At 66.5% G+C, this 23747-nt stretch carries 23 protein-coding genes and 1 pseudogene; 11 read left to right on the forward strand and 13 right to left on the reverse strand.

What is annotated here, in order from left to right:
• Nucleotides 1-79: 79 nt before the first annotated feature.
• Nucleotides 80-2002, reverse strand: coding sequence for a DEAD/DEAH box helicase (locus ACQCS0_RS19020; protein ID WP_426938933.1), 1923 nt, complete (start codon nt 2000-2002; stop codon nt 80-82).
• Nucleotides 2003-2341: 339 nt separating this feature from the next.
• On the opposite strand from ACQCS0_RS19020, the gene ACQCS0_RS19025 reads away from it, so the two are divergent.
• Nucleotides 2342-3067 (forward strand): SAM-dependent methyltransferase, encoded by a 726-nt coding sequence (locus ACQCS0_RS19025; protein WP_426938934.1) that lies wholly within the window; start codon nt 2342-2344, stop codon nt 3065-3067.
• Between the two features lie 66 nt (nt 3068-3133).
• Here ACQCS0_RS19025 and ACQCS0_RS19030 read toward each other — a convergent pair whose 3' ends face one another.
• Nucleotides 3134-4510, reverse strand: coding sequence for an MFS transporter (locus ACQCS0_RS19030; protein ID WP_426938935.1), 1377 nt, complete (start codon nt 4508-4510; stop codon nt 3134-3136).
• A 1-nt stretch (nt 4511) separates the two neighbouring features.
• Nucleotides 4512-5852, reverse strand: coding sequence for an MFS transporter (locus ACQCS0_RS19035; protein ID WP_426938936.1), 1341 nt, complete (start codon nt 5850-5852; stop codon nt 4512-4514).
• 153 nt (nt 5853-6005) lie between these two features.
• On the opposite strand from ACQCS0_RS19035, the gene ACQCS0_RS19040 reads away from it, so the two are divergent.
• Nucleotides 6006-6401: a hypothetical protein gene (locus ACQCS0_RS19040; protein WP_354223724.1), complete on the forward strand. Its 396-nt coding sequence runs from the start codon at nt 6006-6008 to the stop codon at nt 6399-6401.
• 116 nt (nt 6402-6517) lie between these two features.
• On the forward strand, nt 6518-7441 hold the full coding sequence (gene trmB, locus ACQCS0_RS19045; protein WP_354155103.1) for a tRNA (guanosine(46)-N7)-methyltransferase TrmB: 924 nt from the start codon (nt 6518-6520) through the stop codon (nt 7439-7441).
• A gap of 15 nt (nt 7442-7456) precedes the next feature.
• Here trmB and ACQCS0_RS19050 read toward each other — a convergent pair whose 3' ends face one another.
• A complete protein-coding gene (locus ACQCS0_RS19050) occupies nt 7457-7855 on the reverse strand; it encodes a hypothetical protein (protein ID WP_354155104.1) in 399 nt (132 codons plus the stop codon).
• Between the two features lie 99 nt (nt 7856-7954).
• Nucleotides 7955-8431 carry a hypothetical protein gene (locus tag ACQCS0_RS19055; RefSeq protein ID WP_354155105.1) on the reverse strand — a complete coding sequence of 159 codons (477 nt, stop codon included), beginning with the start codon at nt 8429-8431 and terminating at the stop codon, nt 7955-7957.
• Between ACQCS0_RS19055 and ACQCS0_RS19060 the strand changes: the two genes are divergently transcribed.
• The 3 genes and pseudogenes from ACQCS0_RS19060 to ACQCS0_RS19070 all read left to right on the forward strand — a co-directional run.
• Complete coding sequence (locus tag ACQCS0_RS19060) at nt 8421-8654, forward strand: hypothetical protein (RefSeq protein ID WP_426939964.1); 234 nt, start codon at nt 8421-8423, stop codon at nt 8652-8654. The two genes, ACQCS0_RS19055 and ACQCS0_RS19060, sit on opposite strands and share 11 nt — an antisense overlap.
• 212 nt (nt 8655-8866) lie before the next feature.
• On the forward strand, nt 8867-9733 hold the full coding sequence (locus ACQCS0_RS19065; protein ID WP_354155185.1) for a DUF1206 domain-containing protein: 867 nt from the start codon (nt 8867-8869) through the stop codon (nt 9731-9733).
• A 31-nt stretch (nt 9734-9764) separates the two neighbouring features.
• Nucleotides 9765-9956 (forward strand): annotated as a pseudogene (locus ACQCS0_RS19070) (SRPBCC family protein); the annotation flags it as partial.
• Between the two features lie 35 nt (nt 9957-9991).
• Here the strand turns inward: ACQCS0_RS19070 and ACQCS0_RS19075 are convergent.
• Together ACQCS0_RS19075 and ACQCS0_RS19080 are read right to left on the reverse strand one after the other, a co-directional pair.
• A complete protein-coding gene (locus ACQCS0_RS19075; protein ID WP_354155107.1) occupies nt 9992-10657 on the reverse strand; it encodes a zf-HC2 domain-containing protein in 666 nt (221 codons plus the stop codon).
• The gene (locus tag ACQCS0_RS19080) at nt 10654-11154 is read right to left on the reverse strand and encodes a sigma-70 family RNA polymerase sigma factor (protein WP_354155108.1); all 501 of its coding nucleotides are present in this window, start codon (nt 11152-11154) and stop codon (nt 10654-10656) included. The genes ACQCS0_RS19075 and ACQCS0_RS19080 overlap by 4 nt, the downstream gene beginning before the upstream one ends.
• A 210-nt stretch (nt 11155-11364) precedes the next feature.
• Here ACQCS0_RS19080 and ACQCS0_RS19085 point away from each other — a divergent pair, with 210 nt between their 5' ends.
• Nucleotides 11365-11904, forward strand: coding sequence for a hypothetical protein (locus ACQCS0_RS19085; RefSeq protein WP_354155109.1), 540 nt, complete (start codon nt 11365-11367; stop codon nt 11902-11904).
• Between the two features lie 42 nt (nt 11905-11946).
• On the opposite strand, the gene ACQCS0_RS19090 is transcribed toward ACQCS0_RS19085, so the two are convergent.
• The 4 genes from ACQCS0_RS19090 to ACQCS0_RS19105 all read right to left on the reverse strand — a co-directional run bounded on the left by ACQCS0_RS19090 (nt 11947) and on the right by ACQCS0_RS19105 (nt 15030).
• Nucleotides 11947-12672 carry a hypothetical protein gene (locus ACQCS0_RS19090; protein ID WP_354155110.1) on the reverse strand — a complete coding sequence of 242 codons (726 nt, stop codon included), beginning with the start codon at nt 12670-12672 and terminating at the stop codon, nt 11947-11949.
• A complete protein-coding gene (locus tag ACQCS0_RS19095; RefSeq protein ID WP_354155111.1) occupies nt 12665-13243 on the reverse strand; it encodes a sigma-70 family RNA polymerase sigma factor in 579 nt (192 codons plus the stop codon). The genes ACQCS0_RS19090 and ACQCS0_RS19095 overlap by 8 nt, the downstream gene beginning before the upstream one ends.
• 155 nt (nt 13244-13398) lie before the next feature.
• A complete protein-coding gene (locus ACQCS0_RS19100; RefSeq protein ID WP_354155112.1) occupies nt 13399-14043 on the reverse strand; it encodes a protein tyrosine phosphatase in 645 nt (214 codons plus the stop codon).
• Between the two features lie 135 nt (nt 14044-14178).
• Nucleotides 14179-15030: a DMP19 family protein gene (locus ACQCS0_RS19105; protein ID WP_354155113.1), complete on the reverse strand. Its 852-nt coding sequence runs from the start codon at nt 15028-15030 to the stop codon at nt 14179-14181.
• Between the two features lie 192 nt (nt 15031-15222).
• Here ACQCS0_RS19105 and ACQCS0_RS19110 point away from each other — a divergent pair, with 192 nt between their 5' ends.
• The gene (locus ACQCS0_RS19110; RefSeq protein ID WP_354155114.1) at nt 15223-18672 is read left to right on the forward strand and encodes a DEAD/DEAH box helicase; all 3450 of its coding nucleotides are present in this window, start codon (nt 15223-15225) and stop codon (nt 18670-18672) included.
• A 25-nt stretch (nt 18673-18697) separates the two neighbouring features.
• Here ACQCS0_RS19110 and ACQCS0_RS19115 read toward each other — a convergent pair whose 3' ends face one another.
• Complete coding sequence (locus ACQCS0_RS19115) at nt 18698-19270, reverse strand: HNH endonuclease family protein (RefSeq protein WP_354155115.1); 573 nt, start codon at nt 19268-19270, stop codon at nt 18698-18700.
• Nucleotides 19271-19561: 291 nt separating this feature from the next.
• Between ACQCS0_RS19115 and ACQCS0_RS19120 the strand changes: the two genes are divergently transcribed.
• The 3 genes from ACQCS0_RS19120 to ACQCS0_RS19130 all read left to right on the forward strand — a co-directional run bounded on the left by ACQCS0_RS19120 (nt 19562) and on the right by ACQCS0_RS19130 (nt 22141).
• On the forward strand, nt 19562-21184 hold the full coding sequence (locus ACQCS0_RS19120) for a DUF222 domain-containing protein (RefSeq protein WP_354155116.1): 1623 nt from the start codon (nt 19562-19564) through the stop codon (nt 21182-21184).
• 378 nt (nt 21185-21562) lie between these two features.
• Nucleotides 21563-21973: a hypothetical protein gene (locus ACQCS0_RS19125; RefSeq protein ID WP_354155117.1), complete on the forward strand. Its 411-nt coding sequence runs from the start codon at nt 21563-21565 to the stop codon at nt 21971-21973.
• 36 nt (nt 21974-22009) lie between these two features.
• Nucleotides 22010-22141 carry a hypothetical protein gene (locus ACQCS0_RS19130; protein ID WP_354155118.1) on the forward strand — a complete coding sequence of 44 codons (132 nt, stop codon included), beginning with the start codon at nt 22010-22012 and terminating at the stop codon, nt 22139-22141.
• A gap of 147 nt (nt 22142-22288) precedes the next feature.
• On the opposite strand, the gene ACQCS0_RS19135 is transcribed toward ACQCS0_RS19130, so the two are convergent.
• Nucleotides 22289-23578 carry an ammonium transporter gene (locus ACQCS0_RS19135; protein ID WP_354155119.1) on the reverse strand — a complete coding sequence of 430 codons (1290 nt, stop codon included), beginning with the start codon at nt 23576-23578 and terminating at the stop codon, nt 22289-22291.
• Nucleotides 23579-23747 lie beyond the last annotated feature (169 nt).

Here is a 23747-nt window from a genome sequence, read left to right on the forward strand (position 1 = left end):
CGGCGATCGAGCCTACGTAAGGGTTTCGCTCCCCAACCGCCCGGTGGTTGAGCGGGGAGCGAAACCGAGGTAGTGCTGACTAGCGGCTGCGGCGTTCGTTCGAGGCCGGAGCCGACGCGCGGCGAGGACCGCTGCGTGCCGGACGGCCACTGCCGCCACCGTTACCGGCGTACGAGCCACCGGACGTGCCGCCGGTGTTGGAGGACCAGACAGCCTTGTTGCCGCCGTTGCCCGCGTTGCCGCCGTTGCCCGTGGAGGCTCCGGCGCGCTGACCGGATCCACCCGTACGGGCTCCTGCGCCGGCGCCCGCAGTGCGGGCTCCGGCTGCGCGCTGGCCCGTTGCCGGACGTCCGCCGCGCTGTCCGCCGGTGGCAGCCGGGCGGCCCGTGCCGCCACGGGGAGCATCGCTGCGGGTAACGCGTGAATCTGCACGGCCGCCAGAACCGCGGCCAGCCGCTGCACGGCCACCTGCTGCGGGGACGTCGTTGCGGTGCGTGGAGCCGGTGGCCCCGTGGCCGCGGGAGTTGCGGCGAGCAGAAGCTGCCGCAATGGCGCGGTCCTCGTTCTGCTCAGCTACACGGTCAAATGCTGCGCGTGCCTCGGTGCGGCCTTCATAGGCAACAGCGCGGCGCTCGGCGCGGGGAAGATCGGAGCGCGTCGGCTCAGCGGAGACGCGTCCACGTCCACCACGGCCGCCACGGCCACCGGCGGTGGGCCCTTCCTGGCTGCGGCGGGCGCGCTTGCGCTCGGCGTTGGCACCCGTGGAGGTGCCGCCACCCTGCTGTGCAGACTTCTTGGCGAGAAGAGCGGCACGGGTGCGCGGATCGATCTTGTCTGCCATTTCGCCCACGAGTTCGGCAACCAACGGGGAGTTGGCCGTGACGCGCTCGAAGTTGACCTCGACGCCGGCAGCCTTCATCAGCTTCTTGACGTCGGACTGCTGCTCCGGGAGGGTCAGCGTGACAACAGTGCCATCCGAACCTGCGCGGGCCGTACGGCCTGAGCGGTGGAGGTATGCCTTGTGCTCTGTGGGCGGATCCACGTGGATTACCAGTTCGACGTCGTCCACGTGGACGCCGCGGGCCGCGACGTCGGTGGCTACCAGGACGCGGACGTCACCGGAGGAAAACTCGGCCAGGTTGCGGTCACGGGCGTTCTGCGAGAGGTTGCCGTGCAGATCGACGGCGGGGATCCCGGCGTCGGTCAGGGTTTTGGCCAGCTTGCGGGCGTGGTGCTTGGTCCGCATGAAGAGGACGCGGCGGCCGGCGCCGGAGGCGAGCTCGAAGATCAGCTGCTTCTTGACGGTCTGGTCGTTGACCACCAGGACGTGGTGCTCCATGGTGGTCACGGCGGCCTGTGACTCGTCTACCGCGTGGGTCAGCGGGTTGGACAGGTAACGCTGGACGATCTTGTCCACGCCGTTGTCCAGGGTCGCCGAGAACAGCAGGCGCTGGCCCTGGCTGGGGGTCATGTCCATGAGCTTTTTGACCACCGGGAGGAAGCCGAGGTCGGCCATGTGGTCGGCCTCGTCCAGGACGGTGATCTCGACGCCTTCGAGGGTCAGGATGCGCTGGCGGATCAGGTCCTCCAGGCGGCCCGGGCAGGCGATGACGATGTCGACGCCGGCGCGCAGTGCCTTTTCCTGGCGGGCCTGGGAGATGCCGCCGTAGATCACGGTGGTGGTCAGGCCCATGGCCTTGGCCATCGGCTCGATGGTGGCGTTGATCTGGGTGGCCAGCTCGCGGGTCGGTGCGAGGACCAGGCCCATGGGGCGGCCGGGCTTGCGGAAGTGCTTGGCTTCCCGCTCAGCGAGTCTTGCTACAAGCGGGATGGCGAAAGCGATGGTCTTGCCGGAGCCGGTGCGGCCGCGGCCCAGGACGTCGCGTCCGGCCAGGGTGTCCGGGAGGGTCTTGACCTGGATGGGGAACGGCTCAACAATTCCCTGGGCTGTGAGGGTGTCGGCAAGTTCTTTGGGCGTGCCGAGGGCAGCAAAAGTAGTCATATATTCAAGGTCTTTCAGGCGGTATCCATGCGGATATCGGCCCCCGATGCCGGTTGGCTCAAGGGTTTCGCCGAAGAAAAGTCAGGTGATCAACCGTGCTGCTGCCCAATTCAGGGCGGCGGCTGGGACCAAATGGAACGCGTTCATCGACGCAGGATGTGCCTCTCACATGAAAAAACCCGCTTCCCAAATAAAGGGACTCCGATTTAAGGAGCAAGCGGGCATCACTGCACATCAAGTCCCATAAGCGTACCATCCCCGAGCCTGGGCCTCTTTCAAGTACGTCGCTCAGAGGCTGCGGTCGTTGCCTTCAGAGCCCGGCAGGCGCAGGCTTGAGGCATGACTGAACAGGGTGCGGACCACCACCACACCACGGACGACGGCGGCACCCGGCTGGGGGATGAACCGCAGCGCAGTGCCGCCGAGGCGTGGGACGAAAGGTACCGGAGCAAGCCGAAATTCTGGAGCGGGAAACCCAACCCGCAACTGGTCCGCGAAGGCGCGGGACTGAGGCCGGGCAAGGCCCTGGACCTGGGCTGCGGCGAAGGGGCCGACGCCATCTGGCTGGCCCAGCAGGGCTGGACCGTCACCGCCGTCGACGTTTCCGCCGTCGCCCTGGAAAGGGCGCTGGTCCACGAAAAGGCAGCCCTGGACCGTGAAAGTGTGCACGCCGAAGGAGCCGGTGAAATTCCCAGCCGCATCCACTGGAAACAGTGTGATCTGGAGGAGTGGCAGCCCGCGGCAACCTTCGATCTGGTGTCCTCCCAGTTCCTGCATTCCCCGCATCTGGCGTGGCAGGGTCCGCTGCGGACGGCGGCTGCGGCGGTCAAGCCGGGCGGCACGCTGCTGATCGTGGGCCACCATCCGCACCGCCTGCCGCCGTGGGGAAACCACACCAAGCCGGAGATGTTCTACACCCCGGCGCAGCTCGTGGCGGAGCTCAGCTTGGACTCGCCGGACTGGCAGTTGGAGGTCAACACCACGCGAGAGCGGGCAGCGTCAGGTCCGGACGGCGAGGAAGCCATCATCGGCGACACCGTACTCCGCGCCACCCGGCTTGCTTGAGTTTTTGTCCAGATAAAGCGCCTTCGCCAGGCATTGGACGGCATTATGTGGACAAAAACTCCGGGGTTAGCGCGAAACCCGCGGCGCCACCGCAACCGCGGCGACGGCCACCACTGCCGTCAGTGCGAAAACCCCCGCGAACGATTCCGCCGTCGTCGTAAACGCGGCGAACACGATGCCCGTGGCGGCGAGCGCCAGCGCCCCGCCCAGTGAGTCCGAAATGGACATTGCCGAGCTGTTGAAGCCTTGGTTTTCCTTACTGGACATGGCAAGCGTCATCACGCTGAGCCGCGGATACAGCAACCCCATGCCGCCGCCGGCGAAGAGCCAGCCGGAAATTGCGACGGCGGCAGGCCAGTGGAGTGCCGACGTCGCCAACGTGAGGAGGATGGCCCCAAGCACCAGCGCTGAGCCGATGCGCACGGCCACGCGGTGCTGCAGCCGGGCGCCGAGGCGGCCCTGGATGGCGGCAGCGGCGGCCCACGACAACGCGCCTCCCGTGAGCGCCAGGCCGGCGAACGTCGGCGGGAACTGGTATTCCTCGATCAACAGGTACGGCAAGTAAACTTCGGCGCCGAAAAACGCGGCAGACGCCAGTCCGCGGGTCAGGATCACGCTGGGCAGGCCGCGGCGGGCGAGCAGTGTTCCGCGGGGTACCAGCGGACGTACGGCTACGAGGGCAATCGCGACGGCGGCCGCAGCCAGGAGTGCCGGCGCGGCGGTGAAGCCCGCGATTCTGACTCCGGCGGAGAGGTTCAGTCCCAGTACAGCGAGCGCGGCGAGCGCTGCCCACGCGAGCCGACCCAGCGCCCAGGGCGGGACTGGGGCCTGCTCAGAGGGCCGGTCAATGCCGCGGAGCACCGGAACGATCATCACCACAGCGGGAACCACCAGCCCTACCACGCCCAGGAACACCCAGTGCCAGCTCAGGACTTCCGCCACGATGCCGGCCGCGAACGGGCCAACCAGGGACGGGATCACCCAGGCGGCGGAGAAGGCAGCGAAGATCCCGGGGTGCAGGACGGCCGGGTAGACGCGGGCCACCACCACGTAGAGCGCAACAGTCAGAGCACCGCCACCGAGCCCCTGCACCAGGCGGCCGGCAACCAGAATGGGCATGGAAACGGCCGTGCCCGCGATGATCAGGCCCAGCACGAACAGGGCAACTGAGGCATACAGCGGGACGGTTGGCCCGCGGCGGTCCGACCAGTTTCCGGCCGCCACCGTGCCGATCACGCCGGTTGCCAGCGGACCGGCGAACGCAAGGGCATACAGGCTGGCGCCGTCGAGTTCACGGCTGACGACGGGCATGATGGTGGTCACCGCGAGCGATTCGAACGCCGCGAGGAACACGAGGGCACACGAGCCGATGGTCACCCACAAGTACGGTCGCTGCAGGATCCCTGCCGTAGGGTCTGTCGTTGGGAGGGTGGAGTCGCGCATGTTATCGGCGCGGCTGGGTGGAGTCGCCGATGTAGCGGTTCCGGCCCGCTCGGTAGCCGAACACCGCGGCCAGCGAACCGACCACCAGGAACAGCACCCCGGCTGCGGTGAACGATCCCGTGGCCTGGTGCAGCTGGCCCACCATCAGCGTGCCGGTGGAACCCAGCCCGTAGCCCACGCCCTGCATCATCCCGGACAGGTGCGCGGCGGTGTGCCCGTCGCGGGTCCGCAGCATGATCATGGTCAGGGCCACCGCGGTGAGGCTTCCCTGCCCCAGTCCCAGCAGCCCGGTCCACGCCCAGATGAGTTCCAGGGGTCCGAAGATGCTCAGAGAAAACCCGCCGCCGGTCATCAGCGCCACCACCACAGCGATGGCGCGCTGGTCACGGAATCCCGCCGCCAGCGCCGGGGCAAACAGCGAGCCCAGCATCTGGAGCACGATCGAAAGCGAAACCATCAGTCCGGCCGTTCCGCCGTCCACGCCGCGTTCGCGCAGGATCGGCGCCAGCCATGCAAAGACGCTGAAGGACATCATGGCCTGCAGCACCATGAAGATAGTCACCTGCCACGCCACCGCCGAACGCCACACATTGATGCCGAGGTGGCCGTCCTGGTGCCGGACAGGGTGCTGGCGCAGCGCCACCGGCAGGAACAGCAAAAGTACGACGGCGGCAGGAACCGCCCAGAACCACAGCGCCGAGGTCCACTCCCCCGTCGCCGTGAAGACCGGGTAGGTAAAGCCGGCTCCGAGGGCGGCCGACGCGCAGATGGCCGTGGTGTACAGCCCGCCCATGAGGCCCAACCGGTGCGGGAAATCACGCTTCACCAGCCCCGGAAGTAGGACGTTGCACAAGGCGATGGCGGCACCGCAGGCAGCAGTTCCCGCCAGCAAGGTAGGCAGATGGCCGGCACCGGGCACCAGGCCGCCGATGTCCGCGGGCCGCAGCAGCAGCCCTGCCGTGAGTACTGCCATGGCACCAAGCAGGACGCGTTCGGCGCCGAACCGACGGGCCAGGACAGGGGCCAGCGGTGCGAAGACGCCCAGGAGCGTCACGGGCACGGTGGTGAGCACCACGACGGCCCAGCCCGGCAGGCCGGCGTCGGAGGTGATCTCCGGAAGAACCGCCGCGAAACTGGAGAAAACCGTGCGGAGGTTCAGCCCGATAAGCACCAGGCAGAGGCCCAAGTATGCCAGGGCACGGCGGCTGCTCTGGGGGCTTTCCGGACCGCCTCCCGACTGGCCCGGAAGGCGCGTAGGGGCTGCTGGGGGGATGTCGTCGATTTCGGCGTCGACCAGCAGTCCAGGCACGTCAACGTTGTCAGCACGGGTCACGGGGACCATTCTGTCACCACGTTGTCTTGGCCTGTGCTCACCCGCCCACGCTAAGTACACGGAGTGTTATCCACATAGGCCGGAAAAGGGCTGGCGGCCCGGCTGAGGCGAACTTACTTTGGGAACACACGCAGTGTCCAGCCACAACATTCTGGAGAAACCATGAGCCTCGCACCATTGCAGGATCCGTCCGTTGCGCCCGGCCCGGCCGCGGCAAAAGCCCACGGCAGCGGCGAAGGCACAGCCAGCCTCGTCTTCAGCTTGGTTGCGCCCGCCAGCATTTTTTTGACCGGTCCGCTCAGCCGTGTGGCAGTACTCTACTCCGGCCCTTCTGACGGCGCGGGGAGACTGGATGTGTCTGCTCCGTGGGTGCTGTGGAGTTACCCGGTGATATTTACCCTGCTGGCAGTGACGCTCGGCGTCGTTTCACTCCGCGTATTCGCGCGCCGATCCACCGGCTGGCGGGCGGGCGTGGCTGCTTTGTGGATATCGGCGGCCGAGGTTGCGGTGGGTCTGCTGCTCGTGCTCAGGAACGGGGATTTCATGATCCTGCCGTAGGTTCCGTGATGCTTTCTGAAGTAGCCGGGCAACCGTTCTGACCTTCCAACGCCTAGGGTGCTAGGCACGCGGGCTGGGCCCAGGCCGCCGGCGCGCTCCCGGGTATTCTGGAAGGGATGAGTGAATCCCCAGAATCCCCCCAGCCTCCGCATGTACCGCGCCCGGTGACGCCCGGAACGCAGGCGTCTTTCGGCACTTACGGCGGCAGGCCCGTGAGCTTCGTGCGCCGCGGTACCCGTCTCCAGGGACGCCGCCAGACGGCGTGGGAAGAGCACGCGGACCGGTGGGCGCTGGACGTGCCCCGGCACGTCGCCAACACCTCGGTCCACCCGGATTACACGTTCGACGCCGAGGCCGAGTTCGGCCGCAAGGCACCGCTCATCGTGGAAATCGGGTCCGGACTGGGCGATGCCATCTGCCACGCGGCCGAGGAGAACCCGGGCACGGACTTCCTGGCCGTGGAGGTCTATACGCCGGGCCTGGCCAACACCATCATCAAGATCAACAGCCGCGGGCTGAACAACGTCCGGGTGGTGGAAGCCAACGCGCCCGAGGTCCTCGCCACCATGCTGCCGGCCGGTTCCGTAAGCGAACTGTGGGTGTTTTTCCCCGACCCCTGGCACAAGTCACGGCACCACAAGCGCCGACTCATCCAGCCGGAGTTTGCCGAACTGGCAGCACGGGCACTCACCAAGGACGGCCTGTGGCGGGTCGCCACGGACTGGTCCAACTACGCCGTCCACGTCCGCGACGTCCTTGCGGACTCGCCGGACTTCGAAAACCTCCACACCGGCGAGCGCCATGGACCGGAAAGCCCGCTCACCCAGGTGTGGCAATCCGGCGTCGAAACCATAGTGGGCGGAGCGCCCGTCCGCGAGGGCCGGGCGCCTGTAAGCACCGCACACACCGGCCCCAACGAGGGCGTGGACGAAGCGGGCGGCTGGGCCCCCCGCTTCGAAGGCCGGATCCGCACCAGTTTCGAGGCGAAGGCCCACGAGGCCGGCCGGCTGATCTTCGACCTCTGCTACCGCCGGCGCTGAGCGCCGGAACCGGTGTCAGCTCACGCTGGTGGAAGCGACGATCTCCGTGAGCATCCCCAGCCGCGGCTCGATCTCCGGGCAGACGCCCACGGTGGCCGCGACCCTAGCCTCGCCCGCCGGATCCGTGGACCCAACCACGACGGCGTACGAGGACTTGCCGGGAATGTTCAGTTCGCCTTCGGTGAGGACGGTCCTGGCGCGGTCTTCAAGGTAGAAGCCTGACATCAGGTGTGCCCAGCCGTTGGCCTGCGCGGCCCCGGTCACGGAGGTGTCGTCCTTGATGACCGTCAGCAGGACGCCGCCCAGCAGGCCATATTGCTCGGTGTTCGGCCCGGCGGCCGAGTCCTCCAGCACCTGGGTGTGCTCGGGGAAGTCTGCCGTGAATCCCAGCGGGGACTCGATATGCACTGACATGGTTGCTCCTTAGCGGTAAGTCTTGGCTGGGCTGGTTTGCACGTGCGGATCCGGCATGGGACGTCAGAGCTTCTCGAGCTTGGTGTCGTTCGGGACCTTTTAGTACGTGGACACGTTGGTGGTTGCCTTGTTCTCGGTTTTGACCTCCACCTCGCCGGCCTTGAGGTCAATGCCGAACTCGTTGGACGCTGTCACCACGTGGTTCGCCTGGACGGTGGCGGAGCCTGCCTCGTAGAGCTTGGCGGCGTCCTGGCCGGCGGCAACCGAGTCTCCCAACGCCACGTTGCGCATGTAGCTGTCGATCACGGCCGCGTTCTCCGGCGAGTATTCGACAGCGTCAAGGGAGGCCTTGCCACTCTCCGTGTAGACGGGAGTTTCTGTCTTGGCGAGTTCACGGAGGTGGTCGCTGGCCTGGTCCTGGGCGGACTGGGGAATGCCGCCGTCCATCCGCATGAGGTCATCGGCGAACGGGCCGTTCTCGTCTTCGCCTTCGATCAGGCACTTCCGGTCCTCCTCGGAGAGGCCGGCCCACCACCTGGCCTGCTCTTCCGGGCTGGCCTTGAGCATGTCATCCACGCCCTTGCTTCAGCTCCTGGCGGTGGGCCTCAGCCGCTGCCGCCCGCTCCAGGCTGGGGCGGTGGTTGCCCGACCAGTCCTGCCGGAACAGCTCATCATCGGCGCCCTTCCACGGCGCGGACTGGATCTGGCCCTGCAGGGAGCTGGCCCGGCTGCTGAGCAGCGCCACCGCCTTGTCAACAGCCTTCGCCAGCTCCCGAAGCTGACTGACGTCCGCGCCTAAAAAGTCATAGTGGCTCCCCCGGAGAGTTATAAGAGTTAGATCAATCGCTGGATATATCGTTGCACGGCAATAAGTCTCCCGCGATGGGGATCACTACCCATAGCAGGAGCACCCACCCCTCACCAGGTCCGGGACGGAACTGGGCGCGCGGATCGGGACTGTTCGCGGGTCGCCAAGCGTGGCACGATTGGGCTTGTGCAGGGGGCACACAAATATGCGCCTCTGCGGCGCCGGCAGAAGGAACCGCCATCAAAAGAGAACTCAGGCAGGCCGCCGATGCGGCGGAGGATGTCACAAATTCACGCACGTTGGAACTGTTCGCGCGGGCAGGGTTCGCAGCCAGCGGTGTCCTGCACTTCCTGGTAGGCCTCATCGCCATCCGACTCGCCATGGGCGGCGGCGGAAGCGCCGACTTCAGCGGCGCCGTGTCAGAGCTCGCCAGCCAGCCCGCCGGGCCGTTCCTACTCTGGGCAAGCTTTGCCGCCTGCGCCGCCCTTGCACTGTGGCAGACCAGCGATGCCATCTTCGACTACAACGGACTGCCGACGAAGAAAAAGGCTGGCAAGAAGGCCCAGGCAGCAGCACAGGCCGTCGTGTACGCCGGCTTGGCCCTGACGCTTGTCTCCTTTGCCATGGGAACTGGTTCCGGCGGTGACAACCAGAAGTCCGTGAGCGACTTCACCGCGACCGTGATGAAGGCACCCGGCGGTGTGGCACTCCTGGTCCTGGTGGGGGTGGGAATTGCCGTCACCGGGGTGATCTATGGCATCCGTGGCATCAAGAAGTCCTTCGAGAAGCACCTGAAGATGCCTACGGATCCCCGGGCCCGCACCGCCGTCAGCGTGCTGGGCGTGACAGGGTACGTTGCCAAGGGGACTGTCTTGTTCCTCACCGGACTCCTCATCACGATCGCCACCCTGCGCGCGCACCCGGAGGAATCAACGGGCCTTGACGGCGGGCTCAAGGCGCTACGGGAGCAGCCCTTCGGCGTTTACCTGCTTGCGGCGGTGGGCGCCGGACTGATCTGCTACGGCATCTACATGGTGGTCAGGGCGCGCCTTGCCAAGATGAACCAGTAGGGCACCAGTTCACCCCGGCTAGGGGGGGGCCATGCCCCAGGTACGCGCCGAACGCCACATCCGCCTCGATCCGGAGACAGTCTTTGCCCTGTCCCAGACCACCGGTGCGTTCCGGCTCAAATGGGACCCGTTCATCTCCGCCCAAGGTTTCCTGAACAGCGCAACATCCGCCGGAAAGGGCGTCCGGACGCGGACCGTGTCCCGCCTGGGCCTGGTGATGGTGAGAGCCCTCCACGCACAGTAATCCTGGCCAGGGGATTACGGCACCGTGATGGTAGCAACGGCCTGCTGGGTTTCATCCCGCAGTTCCAGGCTGGCGATGCTGGCCAGCTGTACGGGCGTGGCGCCCGTAACCTTTACCCTCCCGCTGGGCGTTGCGGTCCAAGCACAGGCTCGGTCCTCGCCGCCGTTGCGGTCCCGGATCCAGAGCGAGAGGGTTCCGTCCAGCGGCAGTTTGCTGCCGTTCACGGCCAGCTCGGTGCCCCATGTTTTCTTGGCAAGGTCGATGCTGAACTGCAGGCCATTGCCGGACTGGACCGAATAGCTGGCGTCCGGCGCCGGCGGCCGGCTGAGCAGCGGCGCCGCGGCCAGGCCCAAGGCGAGGCACGCGGCGGCGACGGCGCCCACCAGCGCCGCCCACCGCCGTCGTAATTTGCGACGGCGGGTGGCCAGTTCATCGAGGACCGTGAGGGGCACTGAACTGGCTGGCTCAGGGGCCACCCCGGGGCGGGCACCCGCGGTCAGCGCCACCGCGTCCGGGACCGGCAGCGCGTCCAACAGGGCCGGCAGGCTTTCGAACTCGGCGAGTTCGGTCCGGCAATCCGCACAGGACTCGAGGTGGGCTTCGAAACGGTGCGAATCCGCGGGGTCAAGCCCACCGAGCACATAGGCGCCCATCAAGTGATGCAGCTGAGAATCGGTCACCGTTCCACTCCCATTTCATCCAGGATGATCCGCAGCGCCCTGACCGCGTAGTAGGCGCGGGACTTCACGGTTCCGCTAGGGATGTTCAGCTGCACGGCGGCCTCGTTGACGGTGAAACGGCGGTAGTGGAGTGCAACAAGGACATCGCGGTGTTCGGCGCTGAGCCTGACCAGCGCCTCCTCCATAAGCACGCGGTTGAGGAGTTCATCCACGCGTTCAACGGCTTGGGAGGGATCAGCGAGGTCGCGTTCCATCACTTCGGCCGGGCGCCGTTGGGCTTTGCGGTAGTTGTCGATCATGATGTTCCGGGCGGTCCGGAACAGGTAGCTGCGCAAGCTTCCGGTGATGTCCGGGGTCTGCTGCCAGACGCGCAGCACGGTCTCCTGAACCACGTCCTCCGCCAGCTGTGGGTCACGCGATGCGCTGAGGACAAAGCGGCGCAACGCTGCGCCGTGTTCGCGGTAGATCGCCGCCACCACGTCCTCATCCAGCGGCATGCCGCCCCCTCCTGTCCCTGGTTCCCGTCCCGTCACTGTACATTTCGGCTGATACGACGTCCCCCGTACGCAAAAGGTTCACTGGCCGTGGTCCCCGGGAACCGGCGCCGGAAACAGGGGAGCTGGTTCTTGAACCATTCTTCACCCTGGCGCGTCGTACCGGTTAGTCCCCGGTGATCCACCACCGGGCCCCCGTCCAGGAGCGTTCACATGAAAAAGCATCGACGCACAGGTTTTGCCGCAATGGCCCTCATGGCCGCACTCTCTGGCTGCGCTGGCAGCCCGGGAACCAGTACAACAACGGGGGCGCCCACGCCGTCGGCCACGAGTCCCGCAGCCACATCCGCCGCCCCTCCGACTGGCACCCCCACCGCAGCGGCCGCCGTCGACCTCAGGGCAGCGTCCTCCAGCGCCGGCAACATCGTGGTTGATTCCGCTGGCATGAGCCTGTACTTCTTCACCAAGGATGTGAAGGACTCCGGCACGAGCGCCTGCACCGGAGCGTGCCTCACCGCGTGGCCACCGCTCCTCACCACCGCGGCCAAGCCCGCCGCTGAAGGCGTCACCGGCACGCTTGGGACCATCACGACGCCGGCCGGGGCCAAGCAGGTGACCCTGAACGGGATGCCGCTGTACTACTACCAGAAAGACGCGAAGCCCGGCGACATCCTGGGACAGGGCGTCAACGGCGTCTGGAATCTGGCCACGCCGGCCGGGGAAATGATCCAGACAGCGTCGTCAGGCTACTGAGCGTCCCGGCGCTTACGGATGGGCAGCTTGCGGATGGGCAGCCTACGGATGGACGCGGGGCAGCGGGACTGGAGGCGAAGGCGGCAGAGGCAGGGCCGGGGGCTGCCCCTCGCCGTTCAGCGGTCCACCCGGCACACCGGGCACACCGGGCACGACGGTTTCCGGCAGGGATGGATCTGGCAGGGGCACTGACGGCGCTGAACCCGAGGGGGCGGGAGTCTGCTGCGTGGCCTGGCCGGACACGGATCCCGGAGCAGCCGGAACCGGCGCAGTGACAGCCGGCCCGGTGGGCCCTACGGCAGGGACGCCGGGCTGGACCGGTCCCGGAGTTTCCGCCGGCGCGGGGGCAGGCCCGCCGCCAACGGTGGACACAAAAGATGTGACTGCATGGTTGACCTGGCCAATGGAATCCCTGATCCCCTGGTCGGAGGCAACGGCAACGGCGCCGCCGGCCGCCAGCGAGACGGCAACGGACAGTGTGGTGAGGGTGAACCTGCGCTTGGCCCGACGGCGGGCGGCTAGCTCGTCGGTTGCCGCGGCGGGTTCGCCCGTTGCCCCCGGAGCGTCCGCGGCAGCAGTCCGGGTCACGGCGGGCATCATGAGCGCGGCAACGGCAGCGGAGGGCACCGGCTGCTCGCCTGCGAGCGCACGGAGTTCCAGCAGGGCGGGGCGGAGGGCGCCGTCGTCGTCGAACCCTGCCTCTAGCAGCAGCCGGCCAACAGAGGCGTCGTCGCGGGAACCGTTGCGTGTGCCTGCGGTATCACTCATGATCTGCCTGGTTTCTTCTAAGAGTCTGGTCCTTGAGGTTTTGCAGCGCCCTGCGTTGGAGCTGCTTGATGGCACCCTGTGACTTGCCCATGATGCCGGCCACCTGTTCGATGGATAAGTCCGCCACCACCCGCAGTGCCAGGACCTCGCGGTGGTCATCGGCGAGGCCTTCCAGCAGGTCAGTCGCGCCGCCGCTGTGGCCTAACGCGTGGTCTTCCGCGGATGCCGTGCTGCGCCCGTCCTGCAGGGGGTCGTACGGGGTGAAGTCGGGCCGTCGTTCAACCCGCCGGTAGTAATCCACCATCCGGGCGTGCGCGATGGAAAAAACCAACGCCTTGGCACCCTGCAGCCCGCCGGTCAGCTCACCAATCTTCGGGAAAAACGCCAGGAATACGTCCTGGGTGACAGCCTCGGGATCGTCCACGCCGCGGGCCTTGAGGTAGCCCTGGACCGCGCCGGCAAAGGTTCGATAGACAGCGCCGAAGAGCACAGCCGGATCAGCACCGGCAGTGTCTGCAAATGTATCTATGTCTACTTCGGCCAAAGTGTCCAGCACCAGTGGCTCCTCCATCCCGGGCAGCGGACTCGCTCATCCCGGTATTCGGCGCGGTGTGCTCCGCTGCTATCGGTCGGCTGCTGTCGGTCAGCGATCTTGTTGCCAAGTGGACTGCGGGAATCCGGGCCGTCCGGAGCGGGTTCCCGCAGTCCACACTAGCTGAGCAGGTCCTAGCGGTTCGAAACGGCGGGAGCGCCTACAACGTGGCCCGGCACGGCCGGAACAGCAGGAACGGCGGGAACGGCAGTCACGCCGTCGACACCCGGAACTGCCGGCACGGCGGGGACTGCAGGCACTGCGGGCAGTTCGGGGCGCTCAGCCTTTACGGCGACGGAACCCTCGCCGGAAGCGTCGGCGTCAGCGGAACCGGCACCCTTCGCAACAACATCGGCGCAGAAGGCGTCAACGTTGCCTTCGCCCTCGGCGGCGATGACCAGCGAGGAGAAGCCTTCGGAGGATGCGTTCAGTCCACCGTGTGTGAAGGCGGTGCAGAGGCCAAAGGCTGCGGCACCAGCGGCGTCCACTGCGGTGTCGGCGGCGGCGGAGGCGTTGGCCCCGGCTGCGACCTCATCGCCGGAGACTGTTGCTTCGCCGGTCACTGCTGCATCGCCTGAGGCGTTTGCGGAGGCGGACTCGGTGGCGTCAGCGGCCAGCTTCGGGGCCGGGGCGCCGAGCAGTTCGTGGGCGGTCTGCTGCGCGTCGGACGGAAGGGCACCGGAAACGGCCGCAACGCCGGTTCCACCGACGGCCAGGGTGCCCGCGGCGAGAACTCCGGCGGCGATTTTGCTGGTGGCGAGAACAGTGAACAACGACATATGACACTCCAAAACCTAGAGAACAATTCAGATCCGGCTCCGTGAGGAACCCTTCACCCCCTACATCGCTGGCCGGACCGGGAAAGTTACGGCGCCTCCAAAAATTCTTCCCGGCCCGGGACTGTGGTGGGGCTCCTACGCGTCGATCATCTCGTCGTCGTCCGCTTCCTCGAACTCAACGGCGGCGACGATTTCCTTGGTCTCCGGGTTGATCATGAACGCCTCTTCGTCATCCTCCACCATGATGAAGTCGCCGTGGTCCGTGGTGAAGTGCCAGGCCAGCGTCTTCTCGCCGTCGTGCATGTAGTTGGGGTCGCCCATGGTGATCTTCTGCAGCGTGTAGCCGGCGATGTCGCAGAGTTCGCGGATGATGACCTCAAAATCCGGGGCGTCCTCCAGCGCTTCCTCGTCGGCCGCCGCCTGGCGCTCCTCGAGGTTGGGGATGAGCGCAACCTGACGCTCGATGTACGCGTCAAGCTCCTCGTCGTCGAGCACCAGCAGGCCCTCCTGGCGCAGGAGCCAGGCGGCGTTGAGGGCGGTGATGTTTTCAGTTTCGAACAGTTCCTCGAACTCGCCGTCGAGCTCTTCGATGGTGCGCACGGCGTCGGTGGACTCTTCCTCGGCGTCCAGGTCCCCGTCGAGGTAGCGCTCTTCGTCTTCCTCGGATAGGGCATCAAACGCCGCAACGGTCCGGTTGAACAGCTCCAGGTGGGCGGTGGCGCCCATGCCGGCGAGGCCCTCGCGGATGAGCGGGTCCACCTCGTCGCGGTCCGCGGTGAACACGTACTGGGCGAAACCGCCCTCCAGGGACTGCGTGACGTAGAAGTCCCCGTAGTAGCTGCCGAGCGCCGCGGGCGCGATCTCGCCGGCGTCTAGCAGTTTCCCGTACATGGCGTTCACCACGTACACGTTGGCGTCTACGACCTCCTCGCTGCCTGCATCGATGCTGGCCTTGGTCAGGACGACAGGGTTCTGGCTCATGGTCATGGGATTCCTCACTGCTGAATGCTTCGGTGCTGCTCAGGACACTTTCACGCTACGTCGGCGGGGGCGCCGGTGTGTTGAGGCGGAAGTGAACGTCAGGCGAAGTTTCAGGCTCCCGCCGGGCGAACTAAGATGAAGCAGATAACCTCCGATCGGACACGGCACCCCCGTGGCCAGCTGAAAGTAGCGCGCACCATGCCATCCCAACCGGACGAGAGTGCGGCACTGGCAATACAGACCCCCGCCATTAACGACCGCTCCCTCGCGGCCGGATTGGCGTATGCCATGGGCAGCCGGGTTTCCGGAATGTCGTTCGACGCCGCCACCGGGCTGATGCTGGGCAAGGTCCGGGGAGGCGCCGACGTCCCGTACTCCACCACGGCCAAGCTGGTCCGGAAATCGGGCGGTTGGAGCTGCACCGTGGGCGTGTGCAGCTGCCCTGTCCGCAAGGACTGCAAGCACGTCGCCGCGCTGCTGTTCGCCGCCGAGGACAACCCGGCCATCCGCGTCCAGCTCCTGGCCCCCGCTGAAGTTTCCCGGCTTTCCCGCCAGTCCGTCAGCCTGGACCTGGCCGACTGGGAGCAGGCCCTGAGCCCGCTCATCTCCCAGCCTGGCATCACCCAGTCCATCAGCGGCATCCCGCTGGCCCTCCAGTTCGAGATCGAGGAACCGGCGCCGCACTTCTCCTACACAGGCCGCCGCGATCCGCTCCGGAGCGTGCGCCAGCTTAAGGCCCGGCCCGTGATCATGGGCGCCAAGGGCAAGTGGATCCGCGGCGACGTCTCCTGGAACACCCTGAGCTACCTGAACTTCCGCCGCGAATGCAACGAGGCCCACATCGAGTGGATGCAGGCATTCCTGGCCGCACACACCGCCGCCGCCAACCGGGTTCACAACTCCTCCGCGCTGTGGCTGGGCCTGAACACGTTCGCCGGGAAGAACATGTGGAGCCTGCTCGCCGACGCCAGAAAGATCGGCCTCGCGCTGGTTCACAGCCGCGGCACTGAGCCGGTGCGGCTCGCGGAGTCCCCCGCCGCCGTCGGGCTTAATTTGAGCCGGTACGGCCACGAACCTGCGGCGGGGCAGTCCCAAAATGAAGCAGCCGACGACGGCGGGCTGGAGCTTGCGCCCACCATCACCGTTGAGGGGGAAGGCGTTGATCCGGCGTCGGTGGGGACCATTGGCCGCCCCGCGCACGGCGTCTTCCTGACCACCGGCGGGGAGGCATTGCCAGGTGTTTCAGCGGACAACGTGATCACGCTGGCCCCGCTGGAAAACGGGCTGAGCGAGGAACTGCTGACGTTCGTGACGGCCGGCAGCACCCTGCACATTCCGGCGAAGGACGAGACGCGTTTCCTCACCGGCTTCTACCCGAAGCTCAAGCAGGCCGCCCGGGTCACTGCGACGGACGAGTCGGTGGCGCTGCCCGCCCTGGCCCTCCCCACCCTCTCCCTGCTGGCCAACTATGGCGCGGACCACCGGGTCAGGTTGCACTGGGAATGGCACTACAAGTCCGGGAACCTGGTCACGGCCCAACCGCTGTGGCGGCACCCCGGCGACCACGGCTACCGTGACGACACCGCCGAGGCCCGCATCCTGGAGGGCATCGGCCAGCCGTGGAACGTTGTTCCGGCCCTGGGCGAATCGGCGTCCGGCGGCTGGGGCACGCCGCGCCTGTCCGCGTCTGCCGAACTCAGCGGCTTGGACACGCTGGCGTTCACCGAGGACGTCCTCCCCGAGCTCCGGAACACGCCGGACGTTTCAGTGGATACTGCCGGGGACATCGCCGACTACCGCGAGGCCGAGGAAGCCCCGGTGGTTTCCATCTCCACCAAGGCCACGGAACAGCGCGACTGGTTCGACCTTGGCATCCAGATTTCACTCGAGGGCCAGCCGGTGTCGTTCGCGGCCGTGTTCTCCGCTCTGGCGGCGGGCCAGACCAAAATGCTCCTGCCCAGCGGCGCCTACTTCTCGCTGGACCTCCCGGAACTGCACCAGTTGCGCGCCCTCATTGAGGAAGCACGCTCGCTGCAGGACAACAAGGACGCCCCGCTGCAGATCAGCCGCTTCCAGGCCGGGCTCTGGGACGAGCTCGCGCAGCTTGGCATCGTGGATGAGCAGGCCGCTGCCTGGCGTGAGGCCGTGGGCGGTCTGCTCGAAGGCGGGATCAACGGGCTGCCGCTGCCTCCCTCGCTGAATGCGGAGCTGCGGCCGTACCAGCTGGAAGGCTTCAACTGGCTCAGCTTCCTGTACCGGCACAGCCTGGGTGGGATCCTCGCGGACGACATGGGTCTTGGCAAGACCGTGCAGGCACTCGCCCTGATGTGCGCCGCGAAGGAGCAGGCTGCGTCTGTGTCTGAGGGTGCTGATTCTGTCGGGGCGCCAATTCCAGCGCCCGACGGCGGGACTCCCTTTTTGGTGGTGGCCCCCACCAGCGTCGTGGGTAACTGGGCGGCGGAAGCCGCACGCTTCGCTCCCGGCCTCACGGTTCGTATCGTGAGCGAAACGTTCGCCAAAAACAGCCAGGACGCGGCCGTTGAACTCGCCGGCGCGGACATCGTGATCACGTCCTACGCGCTGTTCCGGATCGACTACGATTCCTACGCCTCCAAGACCTGGGCCGGGCTGGTGCTCGACGAGGCCCAGTTCGTGAAGAACCACCAGTCCAAGGCCTACCAGTGCGCCCGGAAGCTGCCCGCGGCGTTCAAGCTGGCGATCACCGGCACGCCCCTGGAAAACAACCTCATGGAGTTCTGGGCGCTGACGTCCATCGTGGCGCCGGGCCTGTTCTCCAGCCCCAAGCGGTTCGCCGAGTACTACCAGAAGCCTGTGGAAAAAAACGGCGACAAGGGGCAGCTGGACAAGCTCCGCCGACGGGTCCGTCCGCTGATGATGCGCCGCACCAAGGACCAGGTCATCCAGGACCTGCCGCCCAAGCAGGAGCAGATCCTGGAGGTGGTGCTGAACCCGCGCCACCAGAAGGTCTACCAGACGCACCTGCAGCGCGAACGGCAAAAGATCCTGGGCCTGATCGAGGACGTGAACAAGAACCGCTTCACCATCTTCCAGTCCCTGACCCTGCTGCGCCAGCTCAGCCTGGACGCGTCGCTGGTGGACCCGTCGCTGTCCGGCGTCCGCTCTTCGAAGCTCGACGTGCTGTTTGAGCAGCTGGAGGATCTGGTTGCGGAGGGCCACCGGGCGCTGATCTTCAGCCAGTTCACCGGCTTCCTGGGCAAGGTCCGCGAGCGTCTTGTGGAGGAGAAGATCGAGTTCTGCTACCTCGACGGCGGCACCCGCAACCGCACCGACGTGGTCAACGAATTCAAGAACGGCAGCGCTCCGGTGTTCCTGATCTCGCTGAAGGCCGGCGGTTTTGGCCTGAACCTGACCGAGGCCGACTACGTGTTCCTGCTGGATCCCTGGTGGAACCCCGCGTCCGAGGCGCAGGCCGTGGACCGGACGCACCGGATCGGGCAGGCGCGGAACGTGATGGTCTACCGGCTCGTCGCCAAGGACACGATCGAGGAAAAGGTCATGGCATTGAAGGCCCGGAAGTCACAGCTGTTCGCGGACGTCATGGAAGGCGACGCCTTGTCCAGCGGGTCTATCACGGCCGAGGACCTCGCGGGCCTGTTCAAGGACTGATCTCTCGTTCGCGTCCCGGGGCCGTCTAACTGCAGGCTGTCAGGATACCTGCTATCGCGTCGTGCTCGGCCTGAGTGACCCACAGGCTGTAGTTGGCCTTCACAGCGGTCTGGCGGGCGACGTATTCGCACCGGAACGCCTTGTTTGGCGGGAGCCAGGTGGCCGCATCCTTGTCGCCCTTGGCGCTGTTGGCAGGCCCGTCGGCAGCCATGAGGTTCAGGGGATCGTTGGCCAGCTGCCTGCGCTGTTCGGCGCTGAGCTGCTGGGCGCCCTTCTGCCAGGCGTCGCTGAGGGCGATGACGTGGTCGATCTGGACGGCGGAGCTGGTGGTATTGCCGCGGACAAAGTTGATGGTTGTGCCAGTGTACTTATCGGACAGGGTACCGGTGGCAACGACGCAGTTCTGTGTGCCGGGTTTGAACGTCTCACCGTCGAGGTCCCTGGCGAGGATGTCGTTTCGGGTGTCGCAGCCGTTCCGGTCGACGTCGGCCCAGGCGGGGCCGAATTCCTCGCGGCTGTAGCCGGTCTTGGGGGCACGTCCCTTCACCGCGATGGTTTCCAGTTGGGCGAGGGCCGTTGCCACGTCGGCTGGGCTCACAGATGATTCGCCGGAGTTGCCCGCCGGCGGTGCTTCCCTGACAGCTTCGGCCACCTTGTTTGCCGCCTGCGTTGCGGCCTGGGCTGCGGCGTCACAACCGGCGAGGGCGGTGGAGAGAAGCAGAGCGGTGAACAGAGTCAGTGCTTTGGCAGCGGCGGAGCGGTTGATGGTTAGGTCCTTCTGGAGTGCGGTGGAGGTGAATACGCTACTGGCGCGGGGCGTTCTGCTCTGTCATGCCGGGGTGTGGAGTCTGTCACCCTAAATGTCGTACCCCCTCGACATGATGGAGGTATGGACAACACGGCAGCGGCAGAGATTCTGGAGACCATCGCGGCCTCTGCTCTGCGTATGGTCGGGGTGCTTCGAGGGACGGCCGCGGATCCGGCCGCTGACCTGGCCGCGGGCTCGGCCGCCAGCCCGGCTGCAACTGGTCCGGCTGATGCCCCTTCAGTCAGTGGTTCATCCGCCTTGGGTGGGGACCAGGCTCGCTGGCAGGCTGAGGTGTGCCTGACAGTCCTGACCGGAGCTGTTGGGATGGAAGCCATGGTCGCTGCCGTAAAGGTCCATGCCGCCAGCGGTTACGACGACGCCGCCCAGACCATCGCGGGCCCCATCAATTCCCCTCAGGAGCAGACCGCCCAGGACATGGGCATCGTGGCCGAGGTCGCCTGCGCCCTGACCGTCAGCGAACGCGCGGGTGACGCGCTGCTGGGCGAAGCACACCGTCTGACTACCGCTCTGCCACTGACCCTCGCCGCCTTGGAAGCAGGGGCCATTTCGTGGCAGCACGCACGGATATTGATTGACGAAACACTCAACCTGGATCCCGCCGGCGCGGCCGCGTTGGAAGCGCATTTCCTGGACCCGGACGCGCCCAACCCGGCGAGGGGTGGCCCGGCGGGGGAGATGATCCCGTCCCGGTTCCGCGCCAAAGCCCGGACCTGGCGCGAACGCCACCACCCGGACAGCATCGAAAAACGCCACACCCGCAGCGCGGCGGACCGGCGGCTTGAGTACTCCCCGGACCGGGACGCCATGGCCTGGCTCTCCGCCTACCGCCCGGCCGATCAGGCCTCCGGGATCTGGGACCGCGCCACCACCGCCGCCCGCGCGCTGCAGGGCCCCACGGAGTCCAGGACCCTCACCCAGCTCCGCGCCGACAGCGCCTCGGCTTGGCTTCTGGGCGGGCAAGCCGATCTGATCCCGTCACCCAAGGCCCAGGTCCTCGTGACCGTGCCGGTGTTTGCACTGATGGGCCTGACTGATGAACCCGCGATACTCGATGGGTACGGGCCCATCCCGCCGTCCATGGCCCGCGCCCTGGTGGCCGACGGCGCCGATTCGTTCCACCGGGTCCTGACCGACCCCCGCGATGGAGCACCGCTGGAAATCGGCCGGGACAGCTACCGGGTCCCCAAAGCCATGCGCCAATGGCTCCGCCTTCGGGACGGCAAATGCCCCTTCCCCGGCTGCAGCAACCAGTCCCTGGACAACGAAGCCGACCACCTCCTCGCCTGGCACCAGGGCGGAACCACCGGGATCAGCAATCTCGGTCAGCCTTGCCCCAAACACCACCGGCTCAAACACACCACACCCTGGAAACCCACCACGGCGAGCTCCACCGAACCGCCCGGCTGGATTTCTCCCATAGGCCGCCACTACGCCAGCGAACACCCCGACTGGGAACCACCCATCTGGCCAAACCAGATACTGAACCAACTCCCCCGTAAGGAACCTGGCCCTGCCCTGCCCGAAAGCCATCTGCCGGCAGACCCAGAGCCGGAGCGGAAATGGCTGCGCCGCCTCCAAGAACCAGAGCCGGCACCTTTCCCGTCCGTACCCGACTTCCTCTGGCTGACACAACAGCCTGGTGCCGGTGGGGCACCTCCAGTCCCTTGCGTTAGCATTGGCTGAGCCCTGTCGTGCAGCCGGGAAGCAGCTGCGGGAAAGCACTTTCCCTCATGTGCTGCATGGAATTCTGACTTCGCATCGACTCGGAGATTCCCGTGCGCACCGAAGCCACCGCTTCAGATTCAATCCGTGAACCTGCAGCATCCAGCGTCCCGCCACTCAGCGCGGATGCCCTCAGGACTCCCTACCGGGATCCCATCTGGGACGGCCCCACGGATTCCGTCCTGGTGCCCAACCACCTGACCGGCGACTGGGTGCTTTTCTACACGCAGCGACGGGCCACGGAAACGGAGCTGACCGGCGTCGAGTGGGTCCGCGGCACGGCCATTGGAGTGGCCCGCTCATCCGACGGCGGACTCACTTGGGCGTATCACGGAAACCTTGGACGGACTGGTTCCGCCGGAAATCGAACTGCCTGCCACCTTGTGGGCGCCCGACGTCGTCCGGATCGGCGGCCAGTGGATCATGTACCTGACAGTCCTCGGCGGCATCCGCACGGACTGGACCGGCACCGCATCCATTGTCCAGCTCGCCAGCCGGAACCTGGTTACCTGGGAATACTTGGGTGCCATCGACCTGGACTCGCCGCGCGTCATCGATGCCGCCTTCGCCCTTAGCGGGGATGGCCAATACGGGCTCTGGTACAAGGACGAGGCCCGCGGTTCAAACACGTACAGTGCGGTAACCAGCACGCCTGCCGAACCGACGTCGTGGATTCTTGAAGGACTGGCGATTCCGGGGCGCCCCACGAGGGACCCAAGGTGTTCAGGCTTGGAGGCCGGTCTTGGATGATCGTGGACGAATGGCGCGGGCAGGCATGCGGACGTTGTGCCGCTGGACGCAGCGGCGGACGGCGAGGATATTGACGCCATGGAAGCAGACCCGAAGACACACCTCAGCCACGTCCGGGCGGCCGTCCTGGAAGTTCACAACGGCGACCTGGTGTGTATTGACGCCTGACGGCACGACAAAAGGCCGAACTGCGGAACCATAAGCCAGCGGCTGCTGGCACCGGTCCCGATGTTCGGCCCTTGGCCGGGCTCGCGCCGGGCGGCGCCAATGGGCGCCGCCAAGGCATATCTATTTGAGTTCAGGCCCCACTGGTTATCAGGCCCGCTGCGGTGACCCCAGCTCTACCGGGTCTTCATCACTGAGGTAAGCAAGTTCCGAGTGGGCTGCTATGTCGATGCCGCGGAGTTCGTCTTCGGGCTTGATTCGCAGGCCGACGATGCGATCGAGAATCTTGGCCAGGATCCAGGTCACGCTGAACGAGTAAACTAGAACGGCAACCGTGGCCACCGCCTGGATACCCAGTTGTTCAAGACCGCCGCCATAGAAGAGGCCACTCACTCCGTTCGGAGCCGCATCCGTGGCGAACAGGCCGATCAGCAGGGTGCCGATGATGCCGCCCACGAGGTGGACGCCAACAACGTCGAGCGAGTCGTCGTAACCCAGGCGGAACTTCAGTTCAATGGCGAGGGAGCATACGGCACCGGCGATCGCGCCGATGGCCAGTGCACCCAGCGGGCTGACCGCACCACAGGCAGGCGTAATGGCAACCAGGGCCGAAATCAGGCCGGATGCCGCGCCCATGCTTGTGGCCGCGCCGTGGCGGATCCGCTCAACGAGCGCCCAGGCGAGGAGCCCGGCCGACGCTGCCACCGCGGTGTTCAGGAACACGACGGAGGCGGACTGCCCGGCCGAGAGTGCTGAGCCTGCGTTGAAGCCGAACCAGCCCACCCAGAGCAGTCCCGCACCAACGAGCACAAGCGGCCGGCTGTGCGGCTTGGTGTGTTCCATCTTGGGCCAGCCGGAGCTCTTGCCGAGCACGAGTGCCAGTGCAAGCGCCGCGGCGCCGGCGTTCATGTGCACGGCGGTTCCACCGGCGAAGTCGATTGCCTTGATGCCGCTTGCGATCCAGCCGCCCGTGACGCTGCCGTCAGCAGAGGAGAACGCGAACACCCAGTGTGCGATGGGGAAGTAGACGATGGTTGCCCAGATTCCGGCAAACAGCATCCAGGCGCCGAACTTCATACGTCCGGCCGCCGCTCCCGCAACCAGGGCCGTAGTGACACAGGCGAAGAACAGTTGGAAGGCGGCGAACAGGACCACCGGAATGGAGGCTGCCTCGTCTGCGGCGAGCAGCTGTCCCATGCCCGGGAATTCCGTGATGTCCCCGATGAGTCCGAGGCCGCCCACGGAGTTTCCGAAGGCCATGGAATAACCGAAGAGCGCCCAGAGCACCGCCACCAGGCTCGCCCCGCCAAAGCACATCATCATCATGTTGAGAATGCGACGAGACCCCACCATGCCCCCGTAAAACAGGGCAAGGGCAGGGATCATCATGCAGACCAGCGCTGAGCTGGCCAGAATCCAAGCGACATTTCCCGAATCCATGGGAAACCCCTTTCGTGATGCGAAGAGAGAACGGAAATTGCCCGTCAGAGCCGCTCCGGAGGACGGACGCGGAGTCAGTACCACGTTCATCGGAAGGCAGCTATTGCCGTCTGGTTCCAACTGTATGGCTGCAGTTCCGCGATGGGTTTCTGGCTGGTTAAATCGACGT

The organism is Pseudarthrobacter sp. S6 (assembly GCF_050156575.1).
In the GTDB taxonomy this organism is placed as follows: Bacteria; Actinomycetota; Actinomycetes; order Actinomycetales; family Micrococcaceae; genus Arthrobacter.

Coding starts and splice junctions, on each gene's coding strand:
- ACQCS0_RS19020 (WP_426938933.1), bottom strand. CDS start 2,002: ATGACTACTTTTGCTGCCCTCGGCACGCCCAAAGAACTTGCCGACACC.
- ACQCS0_RS19025 (WP_426938934.1), top strand. CDS start 2,342: ATGACTGAACAGGGTGCGGACCACCACCACACCACGGACGACGGCGGC.
- ACQCS0_RS19030 (WP_426938935.1), bottom strand. CDS start 4,510: ATGCGCGACTCCACCCTCCCAACGACAGACCCTACGGCAGGGATCCTG.
- ACQCS0_RS19035 (WP_426938936.1), bottom strand. CDS start 5,852: ATGGTCCCCGTGACCCGTGCTGACAACGTTGACGTGCCTGGACTGCTG.
- ACQCS0_RS19040 (WP_354223724.1), top strand. CDS start 6,006: ATGAGCCTCGCACCATTGCAGGATCCGTCCGTTGCGCCCGGCCCGGCC.
- trmB (WP_354155103.1), top strand. CDS start 6,518: ATGAGTGAATCCCCAGAATCCCCCCAGCCTCCGCATGTACCGCGCCCG.
- ACQCS0_RS19050 (WP_354155104.1), bottom strand. CDS start 7,855: ATGTCAGTGCATATCGAGTCCCCGCTGGGATTCACGGCAGACTTCCCC.
- ACQCS0_RS19060 (WP_426939964.1), top strand. CDS start 8,421: ATGTCATCCACGCCCTTGCTTCAGCTCCTGGCGGTGGGCCTCAGCCGC.
- ACQCS0_RS19080 (WP_354155108.1), bottom strand. CDS start 11,154: ATGCCGCTGGATGAGGACGTGGTGGCGGCGATCTACCGCGAACACGGC.
- ACQCS0_RS19085 (WP_354155109.1), top strand. CDS start 11,365: ATGAAAAAGCATCGACGCACAGGTTTTGCCGCAATGGCCCTCATGGCC.
- ACQCS0_RS19090 (WP_354155110.1), bottom strand. CDS start 12,672: ATGAGTGATACCGCAGGCACACGCAACGGTTCCCGCGACGACGCCTCT.
- ACQCS0_RS19095 (WP_354155111.1), bottom strand. CDS start 13,243: ATGGAGGAGCCACTGGTGCTGGACACTTTGGCCGAAGTAGACATAGAT.
- ACQCS0_RS19100 (WP_354155112.1), bottom strand. CDS start 14,043: ATGTCGTTGTTCACTGTTCTCGCCACCAGCAAAATCGCCGCCGGAGTT.
- ACQCS0_RS19105 (WP_354155113.1), bottom strand. CDS start 15,030: ATGACCATGAGCCAGAACCCTGTCGTCCTGACCAAGGCCAGCATCGAT.
- ACQCS0_RS19110 (WP_354155114.1), top strand. CDS start 15,223: ATGCCATCCCAACCGGACGAGAGTGCGGCACTGGCAATACAGACCCCC.
- ACQCS0_RS19120 (WP_354155116.1), top strand. CDS start 19,562: ATGGACAACACGGCAGCGGCAGAGATTCTGGAGACCATCGCGGCCTCT.
- ACQCS0_RS19135 (WP_354155119.1), bottom strand. CDS start 23,578: ATGGATTCGGGAAATGTCGCTTGGATTCTGGCCAGCTCAGCGCTGGTC.